14 protein-coding genes are annotated in these 16,622 nt (G+C 63.4%); 5 read left to right on the forward strand and 9 right to left on the reverse strand.

Annotation, left to right across the window (positions count from 1 at the left end):
• Positions 1-161: 161 nt before the first annotated feature.
• Positions 162-2,795, forward strand: a complete 2,634-nt coding sequence (locus BMW89_RS05200) for a spermine/spermidine synthase domain-containing protein (protein WP_502686384.1) — start codon at positions 162-164, stop codon at positions 2,793-2,795.
• 10 nt (positions 2,796-2,805) lie between these two features.
• Here BMW89_RS05200 and BMW89_RS05205 read toward each other — a convergent pair whose 3' ends face one another.
• From BMW89_RS05205 to BMW89_RS05215, 3 genes are all read right to left on the reverse strand, one after another.
• A complete protein-coding gene (locus BMW89_RS05205) occupies positions 2,806-3,429 on the reverse strand; it encodes a putative 2OG-Fe(II) oxygenase (protein ID WP_092023468.1) in 624 nt (207 codons plus the stop codon).
• 102 nt (positions 3,430-3,531) lie between these two features.
• On the reverse strand, positions 3,532-3,873 hold the full coding sequence (locus tag BMW89_RS05210; RefSeq protein ID WP_092024633.1) for a hypothetical protein: 342 nt from the start codon (positions 3,871-3,873) through the stop codon (positions 3,532-3,534).
• Between the two features lie 91 nt (positions 3,874-3,964).
• Entirely contained in the window at positions 3,965-5,986 is a 2,022-nt protein-coding gene (locus tag BMW89_RS05215; protein WP_092023470.1) for a hypothetical protein, read from the reverse strand.
• 531 nt (positions 5,987-6,517) lie between these two features.
• On the opposite strand from BMW89_RS05215, the gene BMW89_RS05220 reads away from it, so the two are divergent.
• Genes BMW89_RS05220 through BMW89_RS05235 form a run of 4 tightly spaced genes read left to right on the forward strand, consistent with a single transcriptional unit; the run spans position 6,518 to position 9,417 of the window.
• Entirely contained in the window at positions 6,518-7,192 is a 675-nt protein-coding gene (locus BMW89_RS05220; RefSeq protein ID WP_349516529.1) for a peptidylprolyl isomerase, read from the forward strand.
• Positions 7,189-8,181, forward strand: coding sequence for a HupE/UreJ family protein (locus tag BMW89_RS05225; RefSeq protein ID WP_092023474.1), 993 nt, complete (start codon positions 7,189-7,191; stop codon positions 8,179-8,181). The genes BMW89_RS05220 and BMW89_RS05225 overlap by 4 nt, the downstream gene beginning before the upstream one ends.
• A 16-nt stretch (positions 8,182-8,197) precedes the next feature.
• Complete coding sequence (locus BMW89_RS05230) at positions 8,198-8,803, forward strand: HupE/UreJ family protein (RefSeq protein ID WP_092023475.1); 606 nt, start codon at positions 8,198-8,200, stop codon at positions 8,801-8,803.
• Positions 8,800-9,417 (forward strand): HupE/UreJ family protein, encoded by a 618-nt coding sequence (locus BMW89_RS05235; protein WP_092023477.1) that lies wholly within the window; start codon positions 8,800-8,802, stop codon positions 9,415-9,417. Before BMW89_RS05230 ends, BMW89_RS05235 begins: the two co-directional genes overlap by 4 nt.
• A 104-nt stretch (positions 9,418-9,521) precedes the next feature.
• Here the strand turns inward: BMW89_RS05235 and BMW89_RS05240 are convergent, their stop codons facing one another.
• The 6 genes from BMW89_RS05240 to BMW89_RS05260 are packed head-to-tail and all read right to left on the reverse strand — an operon-like array spanning position 9,522 to position 16,558.
• Complete coding sequence (locus tag BMW89_RS05240; RefSeq protein WP_092023479.1) at positions 9,522-10,526, reverse strand: ABC transporter substrate-binding protein; 1,005 nt, start codon at positions 10,524-10,526, stop codon at positions 9,522-9,524.
• Positions 10,523-12,628, reverse strand: a complete 2,106-nt coding sequence (locus tag BMW89_RS05245; RefSeq protein WP_092023481.1) for an adenylate/guanylate cyclase domain-containing protein — start codon at positions 12,626-12,628, stop codon at positions 10,523-10,525. Before BMW89_RS05245 ends, BMW89_RS05240 begins: the two co-directional genes overlap by 4 nt.
• A gap of 21 nt (positions 12,629-12,649) precedes the next feature.
• Positions 12,650-13,666, reverse strand: a complete 1,017-nt coding sequence (locus tag BMW89_RS05250; RefSeq protein ID WP_092023483.1) for a SphA family protein — start codon at positions 13,664-13,666, stop codon at positions 12,650-12,652.
• 60 nt (positions 13,667-13,726) lie between these two features.
• The gene (locus BMW89_RS37230; protein ID WP_143062731.1) at positions 13,727-13,903 is read right to left on the reverse strand and encodes a DUF1214 domain-containing protein; all 177 of its coding nucleotides are present in this window, start codon (positions 13,901-13,903) and stop codon (positions 13,727-13,729) included.
• Positions 13,900-15,540, reverse strand: coding sequence for an arylsulfatase (locus BMW89_RS05255; RefSeq protein WP_244547531.1), 1,641 nt, complete (start codon positions 15,538-15,540; stop codon positions 13,900-13,902). The genes BMW89_RS37230 and BMW89_RS05255 overlap by 4 nt, the downstream gene beginning before the upstream one ends.
• Before the next feature lie 16 nt (positions 15,541-15,556).
• Complete coding sequence (locus tag BMW89_RS05260) at positions 15,557-16,558, reverse strand: formylglycine-generating enzyme family protein (RefSeq protein WP_092023485.1); 1,002 nt, start codon at positions 16,556-16,558, stop codon at positions 15,557-15,559.
• Positions 16,559-16,622: the final 64 nt, after the last annotated feature.

The raw sequence follows: 16,622 nt of genomic DNA on the forward strand, positions 1-16,622 counted from the left end.
CGCCGGCCGTCAATCAGGCGCGCCGATTGGCATAATGGCAACGGGCGCTGACTGGCCGTCACAAATCCTGAAAAAATCTGACATAGAGCGGATGCTCTGATCGGCCAAGAAATGCCAGCTTGCCCCACGCGGCTGGTCGTGTCGAAACAGGAGTGAGGCTAATGCAATCTGAGCCGGACAGCATCGCGATCGCCTCGGCGGACCGGCTCGCGAGCGCAGTCCAGAACGAGGCTGCACCGGTGCGCGCTCGTCAGGCTGCAAGCCGCGCCTGGGCCCTTGTACCGATCGTGACAGCGTCGGGTTTTGCGGGTCTGGGCTACGAGATCGTGTGGACGCGCCAGTTGAGCCTTGCGCTGGGTACCGAGATGATGGCGGTGCTTGGTGTCATTGCCGGATTTTTCGGCGGCCTGGCTCTGGGCGCCTTCGCGCTTGATCGGCTGATCCGCCGCTCGACATCGCCATGGCGCGTCTATGCGATGCTGGAAGCCGTCATCGCTGTTTGGGGCCTGATCAGCGTCTGGCTCCTGCCCGCGGCCGGTCGGGCTCTGCCTCCTCTGCTCGGCACCGAACCGTCTGCTGCCCTGCTCTGGGCCGGCAGCCTGGCGCTGCCAACCCTCGTGCTGCTACCGGCAACGATAGCCATGGGCGGAACTTTGGCCGCCCTGGAACGGATGACGCGGCAAGCGCGTGGTGAGGGCCGTGTCACGGCCGGCGTCTACGGGGCGAATACGGCCGGAGCTCTGGCCGGCACGCTCGCCTCAACATTCTTTCTGATCCCGGCGCTCGGATTTTCGGGAACGCTGCTCTGCCTCGCTGGCGTCAACGCGTTCTGCGCCTTGGCCGCGCTCGCACTCGGATCGGCGGCGAGCAAAGCGGACGTCGAGGAGCGGCGGCCGGAACGAATTCGCGACCTGCGGCTCACCATCACCTTGTTCACTACGGGACTGCTGGGAATCACTTTCGAAGTCCTCGTGGTCCGGCTCGCAGCGCAGGTGATGGAGGATACCGTCTACACGTTTGCCGGACTGCTGGCTGCCTACCTGCTCGGCACCGCAGCGGGGAGCCTGCTGTGGCAGCGGACCGGGCGAAATGCGGATGATGCAAATCTCCGCGGCCTGCTCGCCACAACGGCGTTCGCCTGCATCGCGACCGCAGTGCTAGCGCCCTATGCGGGCCGCTTGGTCGAAACCGTAGCCTTCGCGGATGTATTCGGCGAACTGACGGTGGCGATCGCACTGTTCCTGGTGCCCGCGACCGCAATGGGCGCATTGTTCGGCCTGCTGGCGCAACGGGTGAGCGATCAGCGCGGCTCCGTCGGATCCGCGGTAGGCATTAACAGCCTTGGCGCTTGCATCGCGCCATTGGTGGCGGCGCAATTCCTGATTCCCACCCTTGGTGCATGGACGGCACTGCTTGCCGTTGCGCTGGGCTATCTGCTGCTGCTGCCGCCCGGCCGATCGGCGCTGCTGTGGTCCGCTGCACCGGCAATCTCCACGCTCGTCCTGTGGCTCAATCCCGCGCCATCGTTGACGCGCGTGCCGGCAAATGGAGCGCTACTTGCGGTCCGTGAAGGGCCGATGGCGACGGCGAGCGTCGTCGATGACGCCGCAGGTACGCGCTACCTCGAGGTCAACGGCCACTTCCGCATGGGTGGGACGAGTTCGACGCGATCCGACTACCGGCAAGCGATGTTGCCGCTGTTGCTTCACGAGGCCCCGCGCCACGCTCTGTTCCTGGGCATCGGCACCGGCGCCACCATGGTCGGCGGGGCGCAGATGCCAGGCGTCAGCGTGCACGGCGTCGAGCTCTCCCGCGAAGTCGTGGAGCTGCTGCCCTGGTTCGTCAATCCGGCACCGGCCTCAGTGCCGCGGGTGACCGTGGCGGATGCCCGCCGCTACGTCGCTGCGGATATGAGCCAGCACGACGTGATCATCGCCGACCTGTTTCATCCCGCACTCGACGGCAGCGGCGCGCTCTATACGGTGGAGCATTTCGAGGCCGTGAAACATCGCCTGGCGCCCGGCGGAATTTTTTGCCAATGGCTGCCGCTGTACCAGCTCGATCTTCCCTCCCTGCGCGCGATCGTCCGTGGCTTTCTCGACGTCTATCCCGACGGCTCGGCGTGGCTCAATCACTACAGTGTCCGCACACCGATGCTTGCGCTCATTGGAACGCGGGATGGCCGCCATCTCGATACCGGGGCGCTCGCTGCCCGGCTTCGTGATCCCGCGACCGCGCGGATCGTACAGCCACTGGGGTTCGAGACCCCGATCGATCTCCTCGGCCAATATCTGGCTGGCCCACACGCTCTCTCCGCCTTTGCCGGCGAAGGCCCGCGCAACACGGACGATTATCCATTCGTGACCTTCGATGCGCGGCGAAATGTCCGTGCGCTCACGGCGGCACCCTGGTCACTGCTGCTTGCCGTCACGAAAGAGATTCGACCGGATCCGAATGAACTCGTCGCGCGCGCGGCCGAGCGCGACTCCATGGGCGCGCGCCTCAATGCCTATTGGGCCGCGCGCAACCGCTTTCTCGAAGCTGGAGCGTCTCTGCCGGGCGAACCTCGCGGTGTCGCCTTGATCGAGGCGGCTTCGCCGGGCCTCATCGACGCGCTTCGCCGGAGCCCCGAGTTCGATCCGGCCTATGGGCCGCTGATGGGGATGGCGAGATCCCTGCTCGGCTCGGACCGCGCGGCGGCCGCTCGCCTGCTGCGCAAGATCAACGAGGTGGCGCCGTCGCGCCGCGAGGCACGGGACTTGCTGCTTCGCGAATTCGGCCTGAGAAACGAGTGATCCGGCCGCCTCACGGCGCAAAGTTGACCCGATAGCCCCAGCAGTCGAGATGATCGGGAATGGCGTTGAAGGCGATCGTAATGCGCTGCTCGCCCTGATTCCTCGGTACTTCATGGTAGAGGTAGCTGGGAAAAAGCACGAGATCGCCGGGTTCGGCCTCCGGCAGGACGTATTTGCCGGCATTGAAGGGCCCCATGGCGGCGCTTCGCGTGTGGTGCCGGAAGGAGAAGTCGGAGCCGCCGGGCGGCCGCACGAAGACCGTTTTGCAGGCCGGATGCGAGGGCGTCAGATAAATGATGCCCGAGACGAAACTATTGGCGTGCGAATGCAGTGTCTGGTTGCCGCCGGTCTCGAGCATGTTGGTCCACATCTCCTTCACGGTCCAGCGCAGCTCCTCGCCGAACAGAAGGACGCCGAAATCGACCAGCTTCGGAACCGCAAGCTCGGCGATCTGGCGAAACAGCTCGTTATCACTGGGGTCGGCAACCTCGGTGTGGAAGAGCTGACCCGAGCGCAGATTGCCCTCGATCCGGGTGTTGCGGATCGCCGCCGCAGCGGCTTCGTTCAGCGACGGCGGGAGCAGCCCGGGCGAGCGCAGCAGGGGAATCGGAAAAAGCGGCTCGATCTGATCCATGTCGCAACGTTTTACCTGTTCTTGAAACGCGGGCAGACAATGCCCGGGCAAAGATGACGCTGCGATGACAGCGTGCAGCATCTCCAAAATTCTCGGGTCCCGCTACTCGTCAGCCCCGAGCACTTTCAGCCGCTCGCCCGGCCGCAGCTCGTGCCGCCGTTCACGCACCTCGTCGGAAGCACGCGCGGCCATGTCGAGGCATTCGTCGAACTCGCCGTTGCCGGCTTCGGCCAGGGCCTGAAGCAAGTGCCGTTCGGCGAAGTAGCGGGAGAGATGGTCAGCCGGCAACGCCGCCGCTAATGCGCGCGCCTCCGCGACCGCAGCGTTGCAGTCCTCCCGGCTCGGTTCGTCCAAGGTCGGCACGGCAACACCGGGAGCGGCCATAGCGCAACCGAAGCCAGCGAGAAGGCTCAGTGCGCAGAAGGTGATACGAAACAGATGCATGTCAGTCGTGCCGGGCAGAACCAACCCGTTTCGAAACGAGTGCGGCGGGACGCACCGATCGTTGCGCCCCGCCGGATGGCCTCACATCACGTCAGTGGTGGTCGTGATGATCGTTGTCGTGGTCATGATCGTGATCGTGATCGCCGTCGGCCCGCTGTCCGAGCCGACGCGCCAGCTCGGCGTTGGTCTCGACCAGAAGCTTCGGCGAGCCTTCCGGCCTGACGAAGATCGGGTTGGCATAGAACCAGACGTTCGAGTAGGACTGAACGTCGTGGGTCACCTTCTTGGCGCCATTTACTGTCTCGAGATGCGCCGGGCACGCCGGATCGATACAGCTGACCTGCGCGTTGTTCGCATCGAGCAGCGGGTTTCCAGCGGTATCGGAGACGTTCGGAGTGCCATTCGGAATGTTGGTTCCGCGCGCACGGATGTAGAACGGCTTGGTCCCCGCGACAAACGTGGTCGTGAACCGCAGCCGCACACCGTCACGATCTCCCCCATGCCCGCGCTGCATCTGCGTCGCCTGGATCTGCCGGGCGATGTTCGCCGATGAATTGTACACGATCGCCGCGCCGGCCGTGCCTGCGACATTCGCTACCGCATAATTCGGCGCGTCAGGCGCTACGACACCCGTGATCTGGCCAGTGATCAGATCAACGTGGTCGAGCGCCGGCTTGTTGAGGGGTTGCTTGATTCCCATCGACACCAGCAGCGGGTTGTCGAAGCTGTAGGGGCTGTTGTTCTCGTTCGGAACGGTCAGCTCCATCTCGACCGTGATCTTTTCGCCGGGCCTCACGACCAGCGTCTCACCCATGGTCTTCCACTCGTCGCCGCGCGTCTTGGCGCGGAACACCATATCCGGACCGATGAGGTCGGCGTTGACCGAGTACGAGTTGCCCGAACGCATGCCGTCGATGACTTGCTGCGACGAGAACCGTCCGGCATTCGGAACATACAGCTTGGTGTACTCGCCGGGAATGAAGTCGGCAGTCGTGAAGGAGTCGCGCGCACCGCCCGCACCACGGCTGTGCCAGTCGGAGCTCACATAAATGAAGAAGTTGCGGCCTTCGCCAAGCAGTCCGTCCCAGAGGCCGCCGACCTTCGCGGTATAAATGCCGCTCATGCCGTAGGTGCCGCCGCCGACCGCGTTGGTGGTGTACGAGCCGGAACCGCCAGTGGCTCCGCCTTCGGCGAAGTGGCCGGGCGATTCGATGCCGAACGCAACCGTCGGGCCCGCATTGTTGAAGTCGCGGAAGTGCTCGATGTTGTAACCTTTGTTGGCGGTCGCACTGAACGGCCCCTGGCGTTCGGTGTGAGTCGGGATGATGTAGGATTGCAGCGGATAGTTCGCCTGCAACCACTTGACGCCCGTAAGCGCCTTCTGGTGGCCCACCGTGCCCGTGTTGTTGACGTTGTCCTTGCCCGGCCAGAGCTGATTGCCGCCGGCGTCGATGACGGGACCGATCGCATCGGTGTCGGCGCGGTCGAAGCGGTATTCGAATTCCGCCATCTTGTCCGCGTTGCCGGTTCCCTTCCTCGGATGCATCGGATGCTGCCCGGTGATGACGGCGACGTCGACGTGTTCATGGCCGGGCGCGATCCACTCGAGACCCTCGATCAGCACCTTGTCGTACTTCGCCGAGCGATCGACGATCGTCGGATACTCGACCTCCCGGATCGATTGCCAGCGCCACATCTGCGCACCGGTGCCGGTACCGTTCGGGGTGCCCTTCAGGCTGCTGATCGTGATTCCGTCGATGGTCTGGCCGAGCGTCTGGCTCCAGGTCGTCGTGGTTTGTCCCGGAAGATTGGCGCTGGTGTCGCTGAAGCGGCAGTCGCGATTGCCGGAACCGCCGTGGTTGCCGAGCGTGAACCAGTCGAGATCGAAATTGTTTCCACCAGCGGACGCGGTGCCGCGCCCGACCGCGCGGTCGATCGTGTAGCCAGCGGCAACCGAACCGTCCGTGCAGGTATTGTGATTGTGCATGTCACCGGCGACATACGGATTGCCGCGACGCTCGTTGTGCCCCAGCCCCTCGGCTGCAGCGCTCTGCGTCAGCGCCAGAGATGCCGATGCGGCGGTCAACAGGATCGTCTTGCTAGATGGAAACATCGATCGCCCTCATTCCTCATTCAAGTCGGATATCGCGAAACAGCAGAGACGAAGACCATTTGCCCCAGCCGCATGAGCGGCCTCCCTGCACGCCGCGATAGTGACCAGAGTTCCGATACAGCTTCGTGAAAGATTTATGTTCGGCCGTCGCAGGTCCACTTTGTCCGTGCGGCATCTTGTCTCTTGCATTTGTCCATTGCATTTTCGCGCGTCGTGTGAGCGATAGACGATGGCAGACGAAATGCTCTGCCACGCGAAACGGCGCGACGCCGCGCTGCGAGAGTTTGTGACAACCGCATGTCAATACCAGCTACACCAGTTGAAGTGCAGTCCTTTCCGATATCGCACACCGGGGGTTCGAACCCGGACGCCGATGTCGCCCGTAACGCAAAGGAGCCTTCGCGTTCCCTTGTCTCTGTGCTCGCGCGGCTATCGCGCGAACCCTTGCTGCACTTCGCCTTGCTCGGGGCGATCATCTTCGGCATCGACGCCATACTGCATCCGCCCGTCAAGGACGAAAAGGTCATCACGGTGACCAAGGCGATGCGCCAGTCCTTCATCGACAATTTCGACGAGGACAAGGAGCGCACCCCTTCCAGCGACCAGCTCCAGAAAATGGCTGACAGCTGGGTCGCGAGCGAGATCCTCTACCGCGAAGGCAAGACGCTCGGCGTGGACCGCGGCGACGAGACGATCCGCGACCGGATCGCCTACAAGATGCAATTGCTGATCTTCGACCAGATCCGCGTCCCGCGTCCCACGGACGAGCAGTTGCAGGCGTGGTTCGCGGAAAATCACGCCCGCTTCGACGAGCCGGAGCGCGTGTCGTTCTACATCACCCCGCCCACGGATCAGGCCACGGCACAGCGTCAGCTCGAGGACATCGTCCAGCAGCGCGAGTCCGAGGAGCTGCAAAATCTTACGCGTGCCATCCTCGCCCGGCCGGTCGCGAGTCTCACGGCATCCTTCGGCGACAATTTCCGTGACGGACTACTCACGATGCCAGAGGGGGAGTGGAAGATGCTGCAATCCAAGGACGGCTGGCACGTCACTCGGCTGGATTCCCGGCGGCCGGGAAATCTTGCCAGCCTCGACAAGGTTCGGGATGACGCCGCCAGGATCTGGCATACGGAAGAGACCCGCAAGTTGGCCTGGGAAGCAGTGAAGCGGCTCAAGGCGTCCTATCAAGTGCGGTACGAGCAATGAGCGCGATCCGATATCTGCGATTGGCGCTGCTGGGTCTGACCCTGGCCCTGACCGCGCTCATTCGGCCTTCGGCGCTCAATGCGCATGAAGCGGCAATGGGCGTGCTGGAATTCCGCGAGGTCCGTCCCGGCGCATTTGTCGGCCGCTGGAGCATCGAGCCCTCGATCGGCGCATCGCGGGTCGATCTGCGAATGCCATCGCACTGCTTTCTCCGCCTGCCCGAGATGAACTGCGGCGAGAAGGGGCTGGTCGGTCCGATCACCATCTCCAATCTCGGCTCCAACATGTCTGTCGTCCTGATCAAGATCATCCCGATCGAGGGCGAGCCGCGCAGCTACACGATCTCGACGGCCAATCCCGTCGTCTCCGTCCTTGGCACCGGCGCCCCGACGCTCGAGGCATGGGTCGAACTGGCCAAGACCTATGTGAACTACGGAATCGATCACATTCTGCTCGGCGCCGATCACCTGCTGTTCGTGCTGGGCCTGATCTGGATCGTCGGTGGCGGCTGGCGTCTGGTGAAGACGATCACGGCCTTCACGATCGGACACAGCGCCTCGCTTGCCGCGGCAGCCTTCGGCCTGATCGGCGTGCCGGAACGCCCGCTCAATGCCTGCATTGCGTTGAGCATCGCGTTCGTCGGCGTGGAAATCGTCAAGCAGCAGCGCGGCGAGACCGGACTCACCGCTCGCTATCCCTGGATTGTCGCATTCAGCTTTGGCCTGGTTCATGGCATCGGCTTCGCAGGCGCGCTGGCCGGACTTGGTCTCGAACACCGTCTCCTTCCCGCAGCGTTGCTGTTCTTCAACATCGGCGTCGAGATCGGACAGCTTGCCTTCGTCCTGCTCGTGCTCGCATTGATCTGGGCGCACCGACGGCTCGATGCCGTCGTGCCGCGCTGGGGCGAGGCCGTTCCGGCCTACCTCATCGGGTCGGTATCGATGTTCTGGTTCTTCGGCCGTCTGGCGCGCGTGTTCGCCGCGATCTGAGCGAGAGTCGCACACAATGTCTTTACATGTCCCCCGAGCCCTCACGGCCGCGATCGTTTCAGTCGCACTGACGCAGCCGGCTCTCGCGCACGAACAGGCCGGCGTAGCGGGCGGCCTCGTCAGCGGCCTGCTTCACCCGATCACGGGCATCGACCATTTGATCGCAATGGTGGCCGTCGGAATCTGGGGCGCGCAACTCGGCGCGCCCGCAATCTGGATCCTGCCGATCACCTTCCCGCTCATCATGGCCATCGGCGGGGTGCTGGGCGTGCTACATGTTCCGCTTCCGATGCCGGAAGTGATGATTGCCGTCTCGGCCGTGATCCTGGGGGGCGCCGTCGCTGCCCGGCTGCGCCTGCCCTTTCCCGCAGCCGCTTTCGTCGTGGCGATCTTCGCGATCTTTCACGGTCATGCGCATGGGGCCGAACTTCCTCGCGCGGCAAATGCGCTGGCCTACGGCGTCGGCTTCGTCACCGCCACCGGCCTCTTGCACCTGTTCGGCATCGCGATCGGCACGCTGACGCGCTGGCCTGTGGGCGAGCGCGTTATTCAAGGACTTGGGGCCGGTATCGCAGGGATCGGCTGCTACTTCCTCGCTCAAGGCCTCGGAGCCCTCGCATGAAACTAAAACCTGCACGGGCCTTGATGGCGGCGGCGATACTGCTGACTGGCACGAGTGGCGCCGATGCACATATCGTCGCGGCCCGCCTCGGCGATTTCTACATGGGGGCATCGCACCCCCTCACCGATCTTCAGGATGTCGTTCTCTGGATCGCGACCGGCGTGCTGGCCGGCACGCTCGGAGCCTCCAGGGGGCGCTGGCTCATCCCGGTTTTTCCGATTGGACTGCTGGTCGGCTTGTCTCTCGTGCCAGTTTTCGGCACGGTTTCCACGCAGCTCGCGGACGCGACAATGATGCTGGCGATAGGCATGCTGCTCGCGGCAGCCGCACAGGTTCCCACGCTCGTCCTGTGTGCAATTGCCTTCGCAGTCGCGGTCATACGGGGCGCCGCAAACGGCGCCGAGCTCGGACCAGAAACCGACCGGCTGCTGTTTGCGGCGGGATTGGCCTGTGTCGGCTACGGAGTTATCACGCTGACGATGGCGCTGACCGTCGTGTTCAAGCGAACGAAGTCGGACAGCGTGACGTCGTGGCGAGCTATCGCCGTTCGTGCTCTTGGAGGCTGGATCGCGGCCATCGGCCTGATGATGGCGAGCCTGGCACTGGCATCATGAGGGGCGGCAAAGGATCCTGCCATTGACCTGCGATGCCGATCTGCCCCGCCGCCATGCATGAGCGCAAGCGATACCTCCTTGCCAAACGCACCGCCCTAGCGCCCTTATCCGATCGTCGAAAGATAGAGCCGCGTGTCGAAATAGTCCGCTGCCCGTAGCGAGTCTGTAATGCCAGCATCCGTCATGAAGAAATCGCTGACTTGCTGGAGCCACTTCACGACAGTCCCGTCGGCATACAGCCGCTTCCATTCGCGCGAGGAGTAAAGCTTCTGAGCCTTGAGGGCTTCGGCGATGTCGGCGGGACGCGAATGCATGTAGTGGCGCTGGAGCGCCTCCGCCGCGACCGCCGGATTGCGGACCATGTGGTCGTTCGCATCCGCCCACGCGCGGATGATCCGGGACAGCACCCCACTATTCCCCGCATCATAATCCCTCCGCGCGGCCCAGCCGCCGAGCACGGCGGATTGCGGGTAGAAGGCAGAGGCATCCACCAGCCTGACCGCATCCGGCAATGCCTCGCGGACGGCGATATTGAACGGCACCCAGAGCGCCACGGCTGGTACCTCGCCGGCAATGAACGCCTTGACGGCGACCGCCATGCTGCGATTGACGATCTCGACTTCGGACGGATTGATGTTGTTGGCGCGTAGCGCGCGATCGAGGAAGATATGCGCTGTGGTCTTCATCGTCGTCGCGATCCGCTTGCCCCTGAGATCGGCGATCTCCTTCACCCCGAGCGTCGGCCGGCCCCAGAGCTGGGCGGTTGCAACCTCGATGTCGTTGACGAGAAAGCCCCGGCCGCGGCCGAGCGCCAGATAGTTGGAGATCACGCCGCCGGCCGAGACGATGTCGAGCCCGCCGCGGGTCATCGCCTCGAAGACCTCGGGGCCGGTGTTGAACTCGTGCAATTCGAAATCGATCCCCTCGCGGTCGAACGAGCCGCGATCGAGCCCGGTCCAGATGTGTCCGTCCACGGCGACGACGTGGAGATAGCCGAGCCGAATCTTGGTGCGGGCCTGCGCAAGAGCCGGTGCGGCGAAGGCCGACACCGCCACCAGCGCCCCGCCACGGCGCAGCAATTGCCGACGACTGACATCTCGACTGTTCATGCGGCCGCCCCTGTATCCTGGGCCGAGGACCGAAACCGTTGAGCATGGAATAGCGCGATGCTGTCCTTGGGATAGTCGAGCAGGAAGCCGGAGAGCCGGACCAGGGTCGTCTCGACCGGCCCGTCCCGAACGATCGAGGCGAACACTTCATCCCAACGGCGGCACATCGCAACGTCGGCCTCGTTCGAACTGGCGAACTCGCCGCGGAGCTCGCTGACCTCGATTGCGTCGGCAAATCCCTTCGGCCTGATGCTGTCGACGCTCCGGAACAGGAATGCATCGCCAGCGCGGGCGCGAACCGCCGCGCTGACCAGCACGCGCGTGCCGTAATTCTTGTTCAGCCCCTCGAGCCGCGACGCCAGGTTGATGGTGGCGCCGAGCGCCGTGTAGTTCATCCGGTCACTCGAGCCGATATTGCCGACCACGGCATCGCCGACATGCAGGCCAAAGCGCGTGTCGTAAGGCGGCCAGCCCTCCCGCCGAAACTCCTTGTTGAGCGCCTCATTGGCCGCAAGACATGCCAGGATGGCGCGGCACGCGTTGAGGGTATGATCAGGGTCGTCCGCCGGCGCGTTCCAGAAAGCCATCACGGCATCGCCGATATATTTGTCGACCGTGCCCTGGTGCCGCATGATTTCGTCCGACAACGCCCCAAAATAGCGCGAGGTATAGATCATCACCTGCGACGGATCCGCCCTCTCCGTCTTTGCCGTGAAATCTGCGACATCGGTGAACAGCACAGTGACCTCGCGCCTGCTACCGCCGAGGCTGAGCGAGGAGCCGGTCTCGATCAGCTGCCGCACGATCTGTCGAGGGATGAAGCTGGCAAAACTGCGCACCACGTTGCGCATCGTGAACACCGAACGGCCGAGTTCCTCGATCTCCGCAATAGCTGAATGGATGCGCGGCCGCTCCGCGATCTCGAACCGCTGGATCGCGTCGGTCTGCTCGACCAGCTTGCGCAGCGGCTGTGCCATCAGCGAACCCAGCCAGAACGCGAACGGAAGCGTGGCGCCGACGAAGGCCAGCGCCAGCGCGAACAGCGTGCGGCGCTCGTCGATGATCTGCGCATAGAACTCGTCCAGCGGCGCGATCATCGCGAGCCGGACATTGGCCGATCCGGCCGTCTCGAGCCGGTGGACGGCCGCGACATAGGTCCGGCCCGCGGCGTCATCGAAGAATTGCTGCGCCGGCCCGCCGTCGCGCCAGGACCGGATGATCGGGGCCAGCGCGGGAAGCCTGAGTGCGCCGAGCTGCGGCAGGTCATCCTGCCGCTCCGGGATCTCCGTCATCAGGCGGTTCATCTCGGGATGACCGACGATGCGCTCGGCATCGTTGAACAGGAAGGCGAGCCCCGACGGCCCGAGCTTCTGCTGAGCCAACATGTCCTCGAACCGGTTCAGCAGCACATCGCCGGCGGCGACCCCGCGGCGCCCTTCCTTCAGCGGCGTCCGCAGCGTATAGCCGGGCTCGCCCGTAGCGTAGAAGACGTAAGGACCGGTCAGCAGCGTCTTGTCGTTCTTGAACGCCTCGACATACCAGGGCCGTTGACGCGGGTCGTAGCCGGCAGGGCCGGCGACCTCCGCGACCCGAATGAGGTTTTCGGATAGATATTGCGTGACTGGCGCGCTGCCCGCCGTGCGCGAGATCACGACCAGCCGGAACGCCGCATCCTGATCGACTTTCAGGCTCGCCCTGAACGCCGGCTTGGCGCGATCGATCACGTCCATCTCAATGAACGAACCGTCCTCATAGCCGACATAGAGATTGAACAGCTGAGGGTTGTTGCGCAGCATCGCGGCCATCAAGCTGTAGAGCCGCGAATTGTCCGCGATGTCGGCTTCCTGGATCGGCGGCAGGCCGGACAGGATGTCGAGATTGTCGCGGACATTCTTGAACTGCTCGTCGACATGGTCGGCGCCGAGCTGCGCCACCTTCTCGATGAAGCCGGAGGCCGCCGTCTTCGTGATGACGGTCACGCGTTCGAAGCTGAGGTAAACCAGCGTCAAGCCCACGAGCAGCACGACGCCAACGAACACCGTGATGATCGATGTCTGGAAGCCGATGCGAAAGACGCGCTTGTTGATTCTGTCTCCGGTCATCGGACCTGTTGCAGCCTCTCCTCAGTATTTTCGTACGATCGGTTTCGCTGCGGCGGGCGTAGGCGCAACCGGCGAGACCGAGAAGGTGACCCAGGTCGACCAGCTCTTGGGCCGGTTCTCGACCTCCAGATCCTTGTATCCCCTGACGTTGAGATAGCCCTGATAGCCGTCGGACATAGGAATCATGAACCCGATCTGAGGACCGATGCCGACCGCCTGGCCCCTGAAGCCGCCGAGCCTGGCGCCGGGACCGCTGTCGTCGGTGAGTTGCTGGAAGAAATAGCCGGCGATGCCGATGTGGACGTTCTTGCTGACGAACTGCGAGGCGGCCCAATCGACATGGAAGTCGATGCCGTTCTGGTATTGAAGCGCGCCGTTCATGAAATTGTAGGTGAGCCCGCCGACGACCGAGAATTCGTGGCCGCTCCTCGGATCGAGATAGGTGTAGCCAGCACCGGCGTCGATCGCGGGGAAGCCAAAGCTCAAATTCGCGAGCCGGCTGGAATCATAGGTCCCGCTCGGGATGTTGCCGGTAATGTAGACCATCTCGTTGTGGACGCCCTGATTCCATTTTAGCGTGCCCTGGTAGAACACGTCCGTCAGCGTAGTGCGATTGTCCGTGACGCCGCCCGAGATGGCATTGCCGCGCGGACCGGTCAGCGTCGCATCGATGCCGACGCCGATATTGCCGGGCGCGGTCAGCAGCGTGAAGGCGGCCTGGCCGCCGAGCACCGGCATCGCCGAGGTATAGGTGATGCCCTGGACGAGCACGTCGGCATGGGCATTGAGTCCGGCGGTCACCGAGCCGGGTATGCCGCCGCTGGTGACGAAGTTCTGCCCTCCTCCCGCTTTCTCGTTCAGATGAATGTAGATGGTCGAATAGGCCCAACCCGGCGTCACCGGTACAGCAGCAAGGCTGCCGAAGATGCCGGGAAGCCAGAAGCTGACGCCGGAGGAGTCAGCCAGCGCAGGTTGGGTGGTGAAGCTGGTCAACACCAATGCAGTTGCAAACCGGGCCCTTCGTATTTGTCCCGTCATTGTCGTCTCCCCTTTTCCTGCATCCACCAAATCGAAATCAAGAAGGGTTCCACGAACCCGCTATTTCGTGGCACCTCCGATCGTCGTGGCGACGCGCTCGACGTCCGGCGATGTCCGGGCTTTCGAGAAAAATTCCTGCTTCGGTCCGTAGAGGCGAAACATCATTCCGAACTTGCGTGCGGGATCGGTCGGGATCCAGTTTGCCTCTTGCCCGACGGGTGGCGTCCGGCGCCCTATTTCGGCGCCGTCTTGTCCAGGGTCTTCATGAGGCCGTCGACCATCTGATCGATGCTGAAGCTCGCGGAGCGCTGGCTCGGCGGATAGTCCTTGAAGGTTGCGAGGAACGGTGCGACACGCCAGACGCCGTACTGCGCGAGATAGGCGTTTTTGGCGAACCAATCGTAATATTGATCCGACACGACGTCAGCCCGCTCGAACGGGTCCATGCGAAGGTTGAAGATTTTCGGTGCCCGCAGACAGGTGAAGGGGTTGGCCCAGACCTCAAAGCCGCCCGGCTTCCGCTGCTCGCAGAACACGATCTTCCAGTCGTTGAAGCGATACGCAACCACTTCGCCATCGTCGTTGAAGTAATAGAACTCGCTGCGCGGCGATTTCGGCTGCTGGCCTGTCAGGTAGGGCAACTGGTTATAGCCATCGAGATGGACCTTGAAGGTCTTGCCGCCGAGATCGGTGCCCGTCACCAGCCGATCCTTGACGTCGCCATCACCGGCTGCGGCAAGCAGCGTCGGAAACCAGTCGAGACCGGATACCATCTCGTTCGAGACCTCACCGGCCTTGATACGGCCAGGCCAGCGGATCATTGCGGGGACGCGGAACGCACCTTCCCAGTTGGTATCCTTCTCGCTACGGAACGGCGTCGTCGCAGCATCGGGCCAAGACCACTGGTTGGGTCCATTGTCCGTGGTGTAGACCACGATAGTGTTGTTGGCGATGCCGAGATCGTCGAGCGACTTGAGCAGCTTTCCGACGTCGCCATCATGCTCGACCATGCCGTCGGCATATTCGTTGCCCGGCATGCCGCTCTGCCCTTGCATCGACGCGCGCACATGGGTGAATGCGTGCATGCGGGTCGTGTTCATCCAGGTGAAGAACGGCTTGTTCGCCCGCGCCTGCCGCTGCATGAAATCGATGGCCGCAGCCGTCGTTTCATCATCGACCGTTTCCATCCGCTTGCGGTTGAGCGGACCGGTGTCTTCGATCTTGCCGTCTGCAGACGCTTTCAGCACCCCGCGAGGCGAGTTGCTTTTGACAAACGCAGCGTCGTTCTTCGGATAGTAGGGACGCTCCGGCTCTTCCTCGGCGTTGAGATGATAGAGATTGCCGAAGAACTCGTCGAAGCCATGTTTGATCGGGAGATATTCGTCGCGATCGCCCAGATGGTTCTTGCCGAACTGACCCGTGGCATAGCCAAGCGGCTTCAGCGCCTGGGCGATGGTGACGTCGCGGTCCTGCAAGCCGACGGCCGCACCGGGAATGCCGACCTTGCAGAGGCCGGTGCGCAGGCAGACCTGCCCCGTGATGAAAGTGGAGCGGCCCGCGGTGCAGCTGTTTTCCGCGTAATAGTCGGTGAAGATCATGCCTTCGTTGGCGATGCGGTCGATGTTCGGTGTCTTGTATCCGACGACCCCGCGCGTATAGGCGCTGATGTTGGACTGGCCGATGTCGTCTCCGAAGATGACGAGGATGTTGGGCTTCGCCGTGTTCGGCTGCTGCGCGATTGCAGGGGATTTGACGAAGGGCGATAGGCTCGTCGCAACCAGCGCCGCCGTTAGCAACCCGCGAAGCAACGATTTTCGGCTGCCCTTGGCCGGATTTGCCGCAGCGATATCCCGGTCTTTGACATCATCGCTCATGTGACACTCCCTACTTTCAAGAAGACATCGGTGACGTCGGAGAAGCAGGCCCCCGCACCACGCATCTGAACCCGACATGGCTGGTCGAGGTATCGACCGGCTCGGCGTGGCGCGCGGCGGGACGGTAGCGGCGGCAATAATTCGGGGCGCACAGATGCGAGCCGCCTTTCAAGACTTTGCGCGCAATGCGTATGGTTGGTTGACATGGATCAAAGCTCGCCTCCTCGCGGCCCCCGCGAGGATTGCTCGGAATGCAGCACGCTTTTGCGGCGTCGGCCTGATGCTGTGCCGACCACCAGTCGGACGTCCACTCCCAGACATTGCCGATCATATCGTGGAGGCCGTAACCGTTCGGAGGGAACGCCATGACCGGCGAGGTACGCTCGAACCCATCCTCGCGGAGATTCTGGACAGGAAAGTTCCCCTGCCAGATGTTGGCCATGTGCTTTCCGCCCGGCATCAGCGCATCGCCCCAGGCGAACTCCTCGCTGTCGAGACCGCCGCGCGCCGCGAATTCCCATTCCGCTTCCGTCGGCAGATCCTTGACGGCCCAGCGCGCATAGGCAGCCGCATCGCTGTAGGAGACGTGCACGACCGGATGATCGTCAAGGCCCTTGATGTTGCTCCCGGGGCCATAAGGATGACGCCAGTTGGCGCCGCGCATGAAGCTCCACCATTGGCTCCAGTCGGTGAGATCGGTGATGCGCGGCAGCGGCGAGAACACCAGTGATCCCGCGTAGAGCATCTCCTTCAGTGCGCCGGGATAGTCCCTGGGGTCCGGAACGATCTGCGCCTCGGTGACGTGGCCGGTCGCGTTGACGAATTGCTTGAACTGCCGGTTGGTGACGGAGGTGCGGTCGATCCAGAAGCCATCGACGGAGACGCGATGGCTCGGCGCCTCCTCGGGATAATGATGATCGGATCCCATGCGGAAGGTCCCGCCGGGAATGAAGACCATCTCGCCGGTCTTCACATCATCCGGCAACCACTCGCAATGACCCGAGTCCGCCCGCAGCATGATGGAAACTCCGATACGCGCATTCCACCTGACGCTACGGCGCGGACTTCAGCGGACTTCGACG

Source organism: Bradyrhizobium sp. OK095, from assembly GCF_900109945.1.
Lineage (GTDB): Bacteria > Pseudomonadota > Alphaproteobacteria > Rhizobiales > Xanthobacteraceae > Bradyrhizobium.

Coding starts and splice junctions, on each gene's coding strand:
- BMW89_RS05200 (WP_502686384.1), top strand. CDS start 162: ATGCAATCTGAGCCGGACAGCATCGCGATCGCCTCGGCGGACCGGCTC.
- BMW89_RS05205 (WP_092023468.1), bottom strand. CDS start 3,429: ATGGATCAGATCGAGCCGCTTTTTCCGATTCCCCTGCTGCGCTCGCCC.
- BMW89_RS05210 (WP_092024633.1), bottom strand. CDS start 3,873: ATGCATCTGTTTCGTATCACCTTCTGCGCACTGAGCCTTCTCGCTGGC.
- BMW89_RS05215 (WP_092023470.1), bottom strand. CDS start 5,986: ATGTTTCCATCTAGCAAGACGATCCTGTTGACCGCCGCATCGGCATCT.
- BMW89_RS05225 (WP_092023474.1), top strand. CDS start 7,189: ATGAGCGCGATCCGATATCTGCGATTGGCGCTGCTGGGTCTGACCCTG.
- BMW89_RS05230 (WP_092023475.1), top strand. CDS start 8,198: ATGTCTTTACATGTCCCCCGAGCCCTCACGGCCGCGATCGTTTCAGTC.
- BMW89_RS05235 (WP_092023477.1), top strand. CDS start 8,800: ATGAAACTAAAACCTGCACGGGCCTTGATGGCGGCGGCGATACTGCTG.
- BMW89_RS05240 (WP_092023479.1), bottom strand. CDS start 10,526: ATGAACAGTCGAGATGTCAGTCGTCGGCAATTGCTGCGCCGTGGCGGG.
- BMW89_RS05245 (WP_092023481.1), bottom strand. CDS start 12,628: ATGACCGGAGACAGAATCAACAAGCGCGTCTTTCGCATCGGCTTCCAG.
- BMW89_RS05250 (WP_092023483.1), bottom strand. CDS start 13,666: ATGACGGGACAAATACGAAGGGCCCGGTTTGCAACTGCATTGGTGTTG.
- BMW89_RS05255 (WP_244547531.1), bottom strand. CDS start 15,540: ATGAGCGATGATGTCAAAGACCGGGATATCGCTGCGGCAAATCCGGCC.
- BMW89_RS05260 (WP_092023485.1), bottom strand. CDS start 16,558: ATGCTGCGGGCGGACTCGGGTCATTGCGAGTGGTTGCCGGATGATGTG.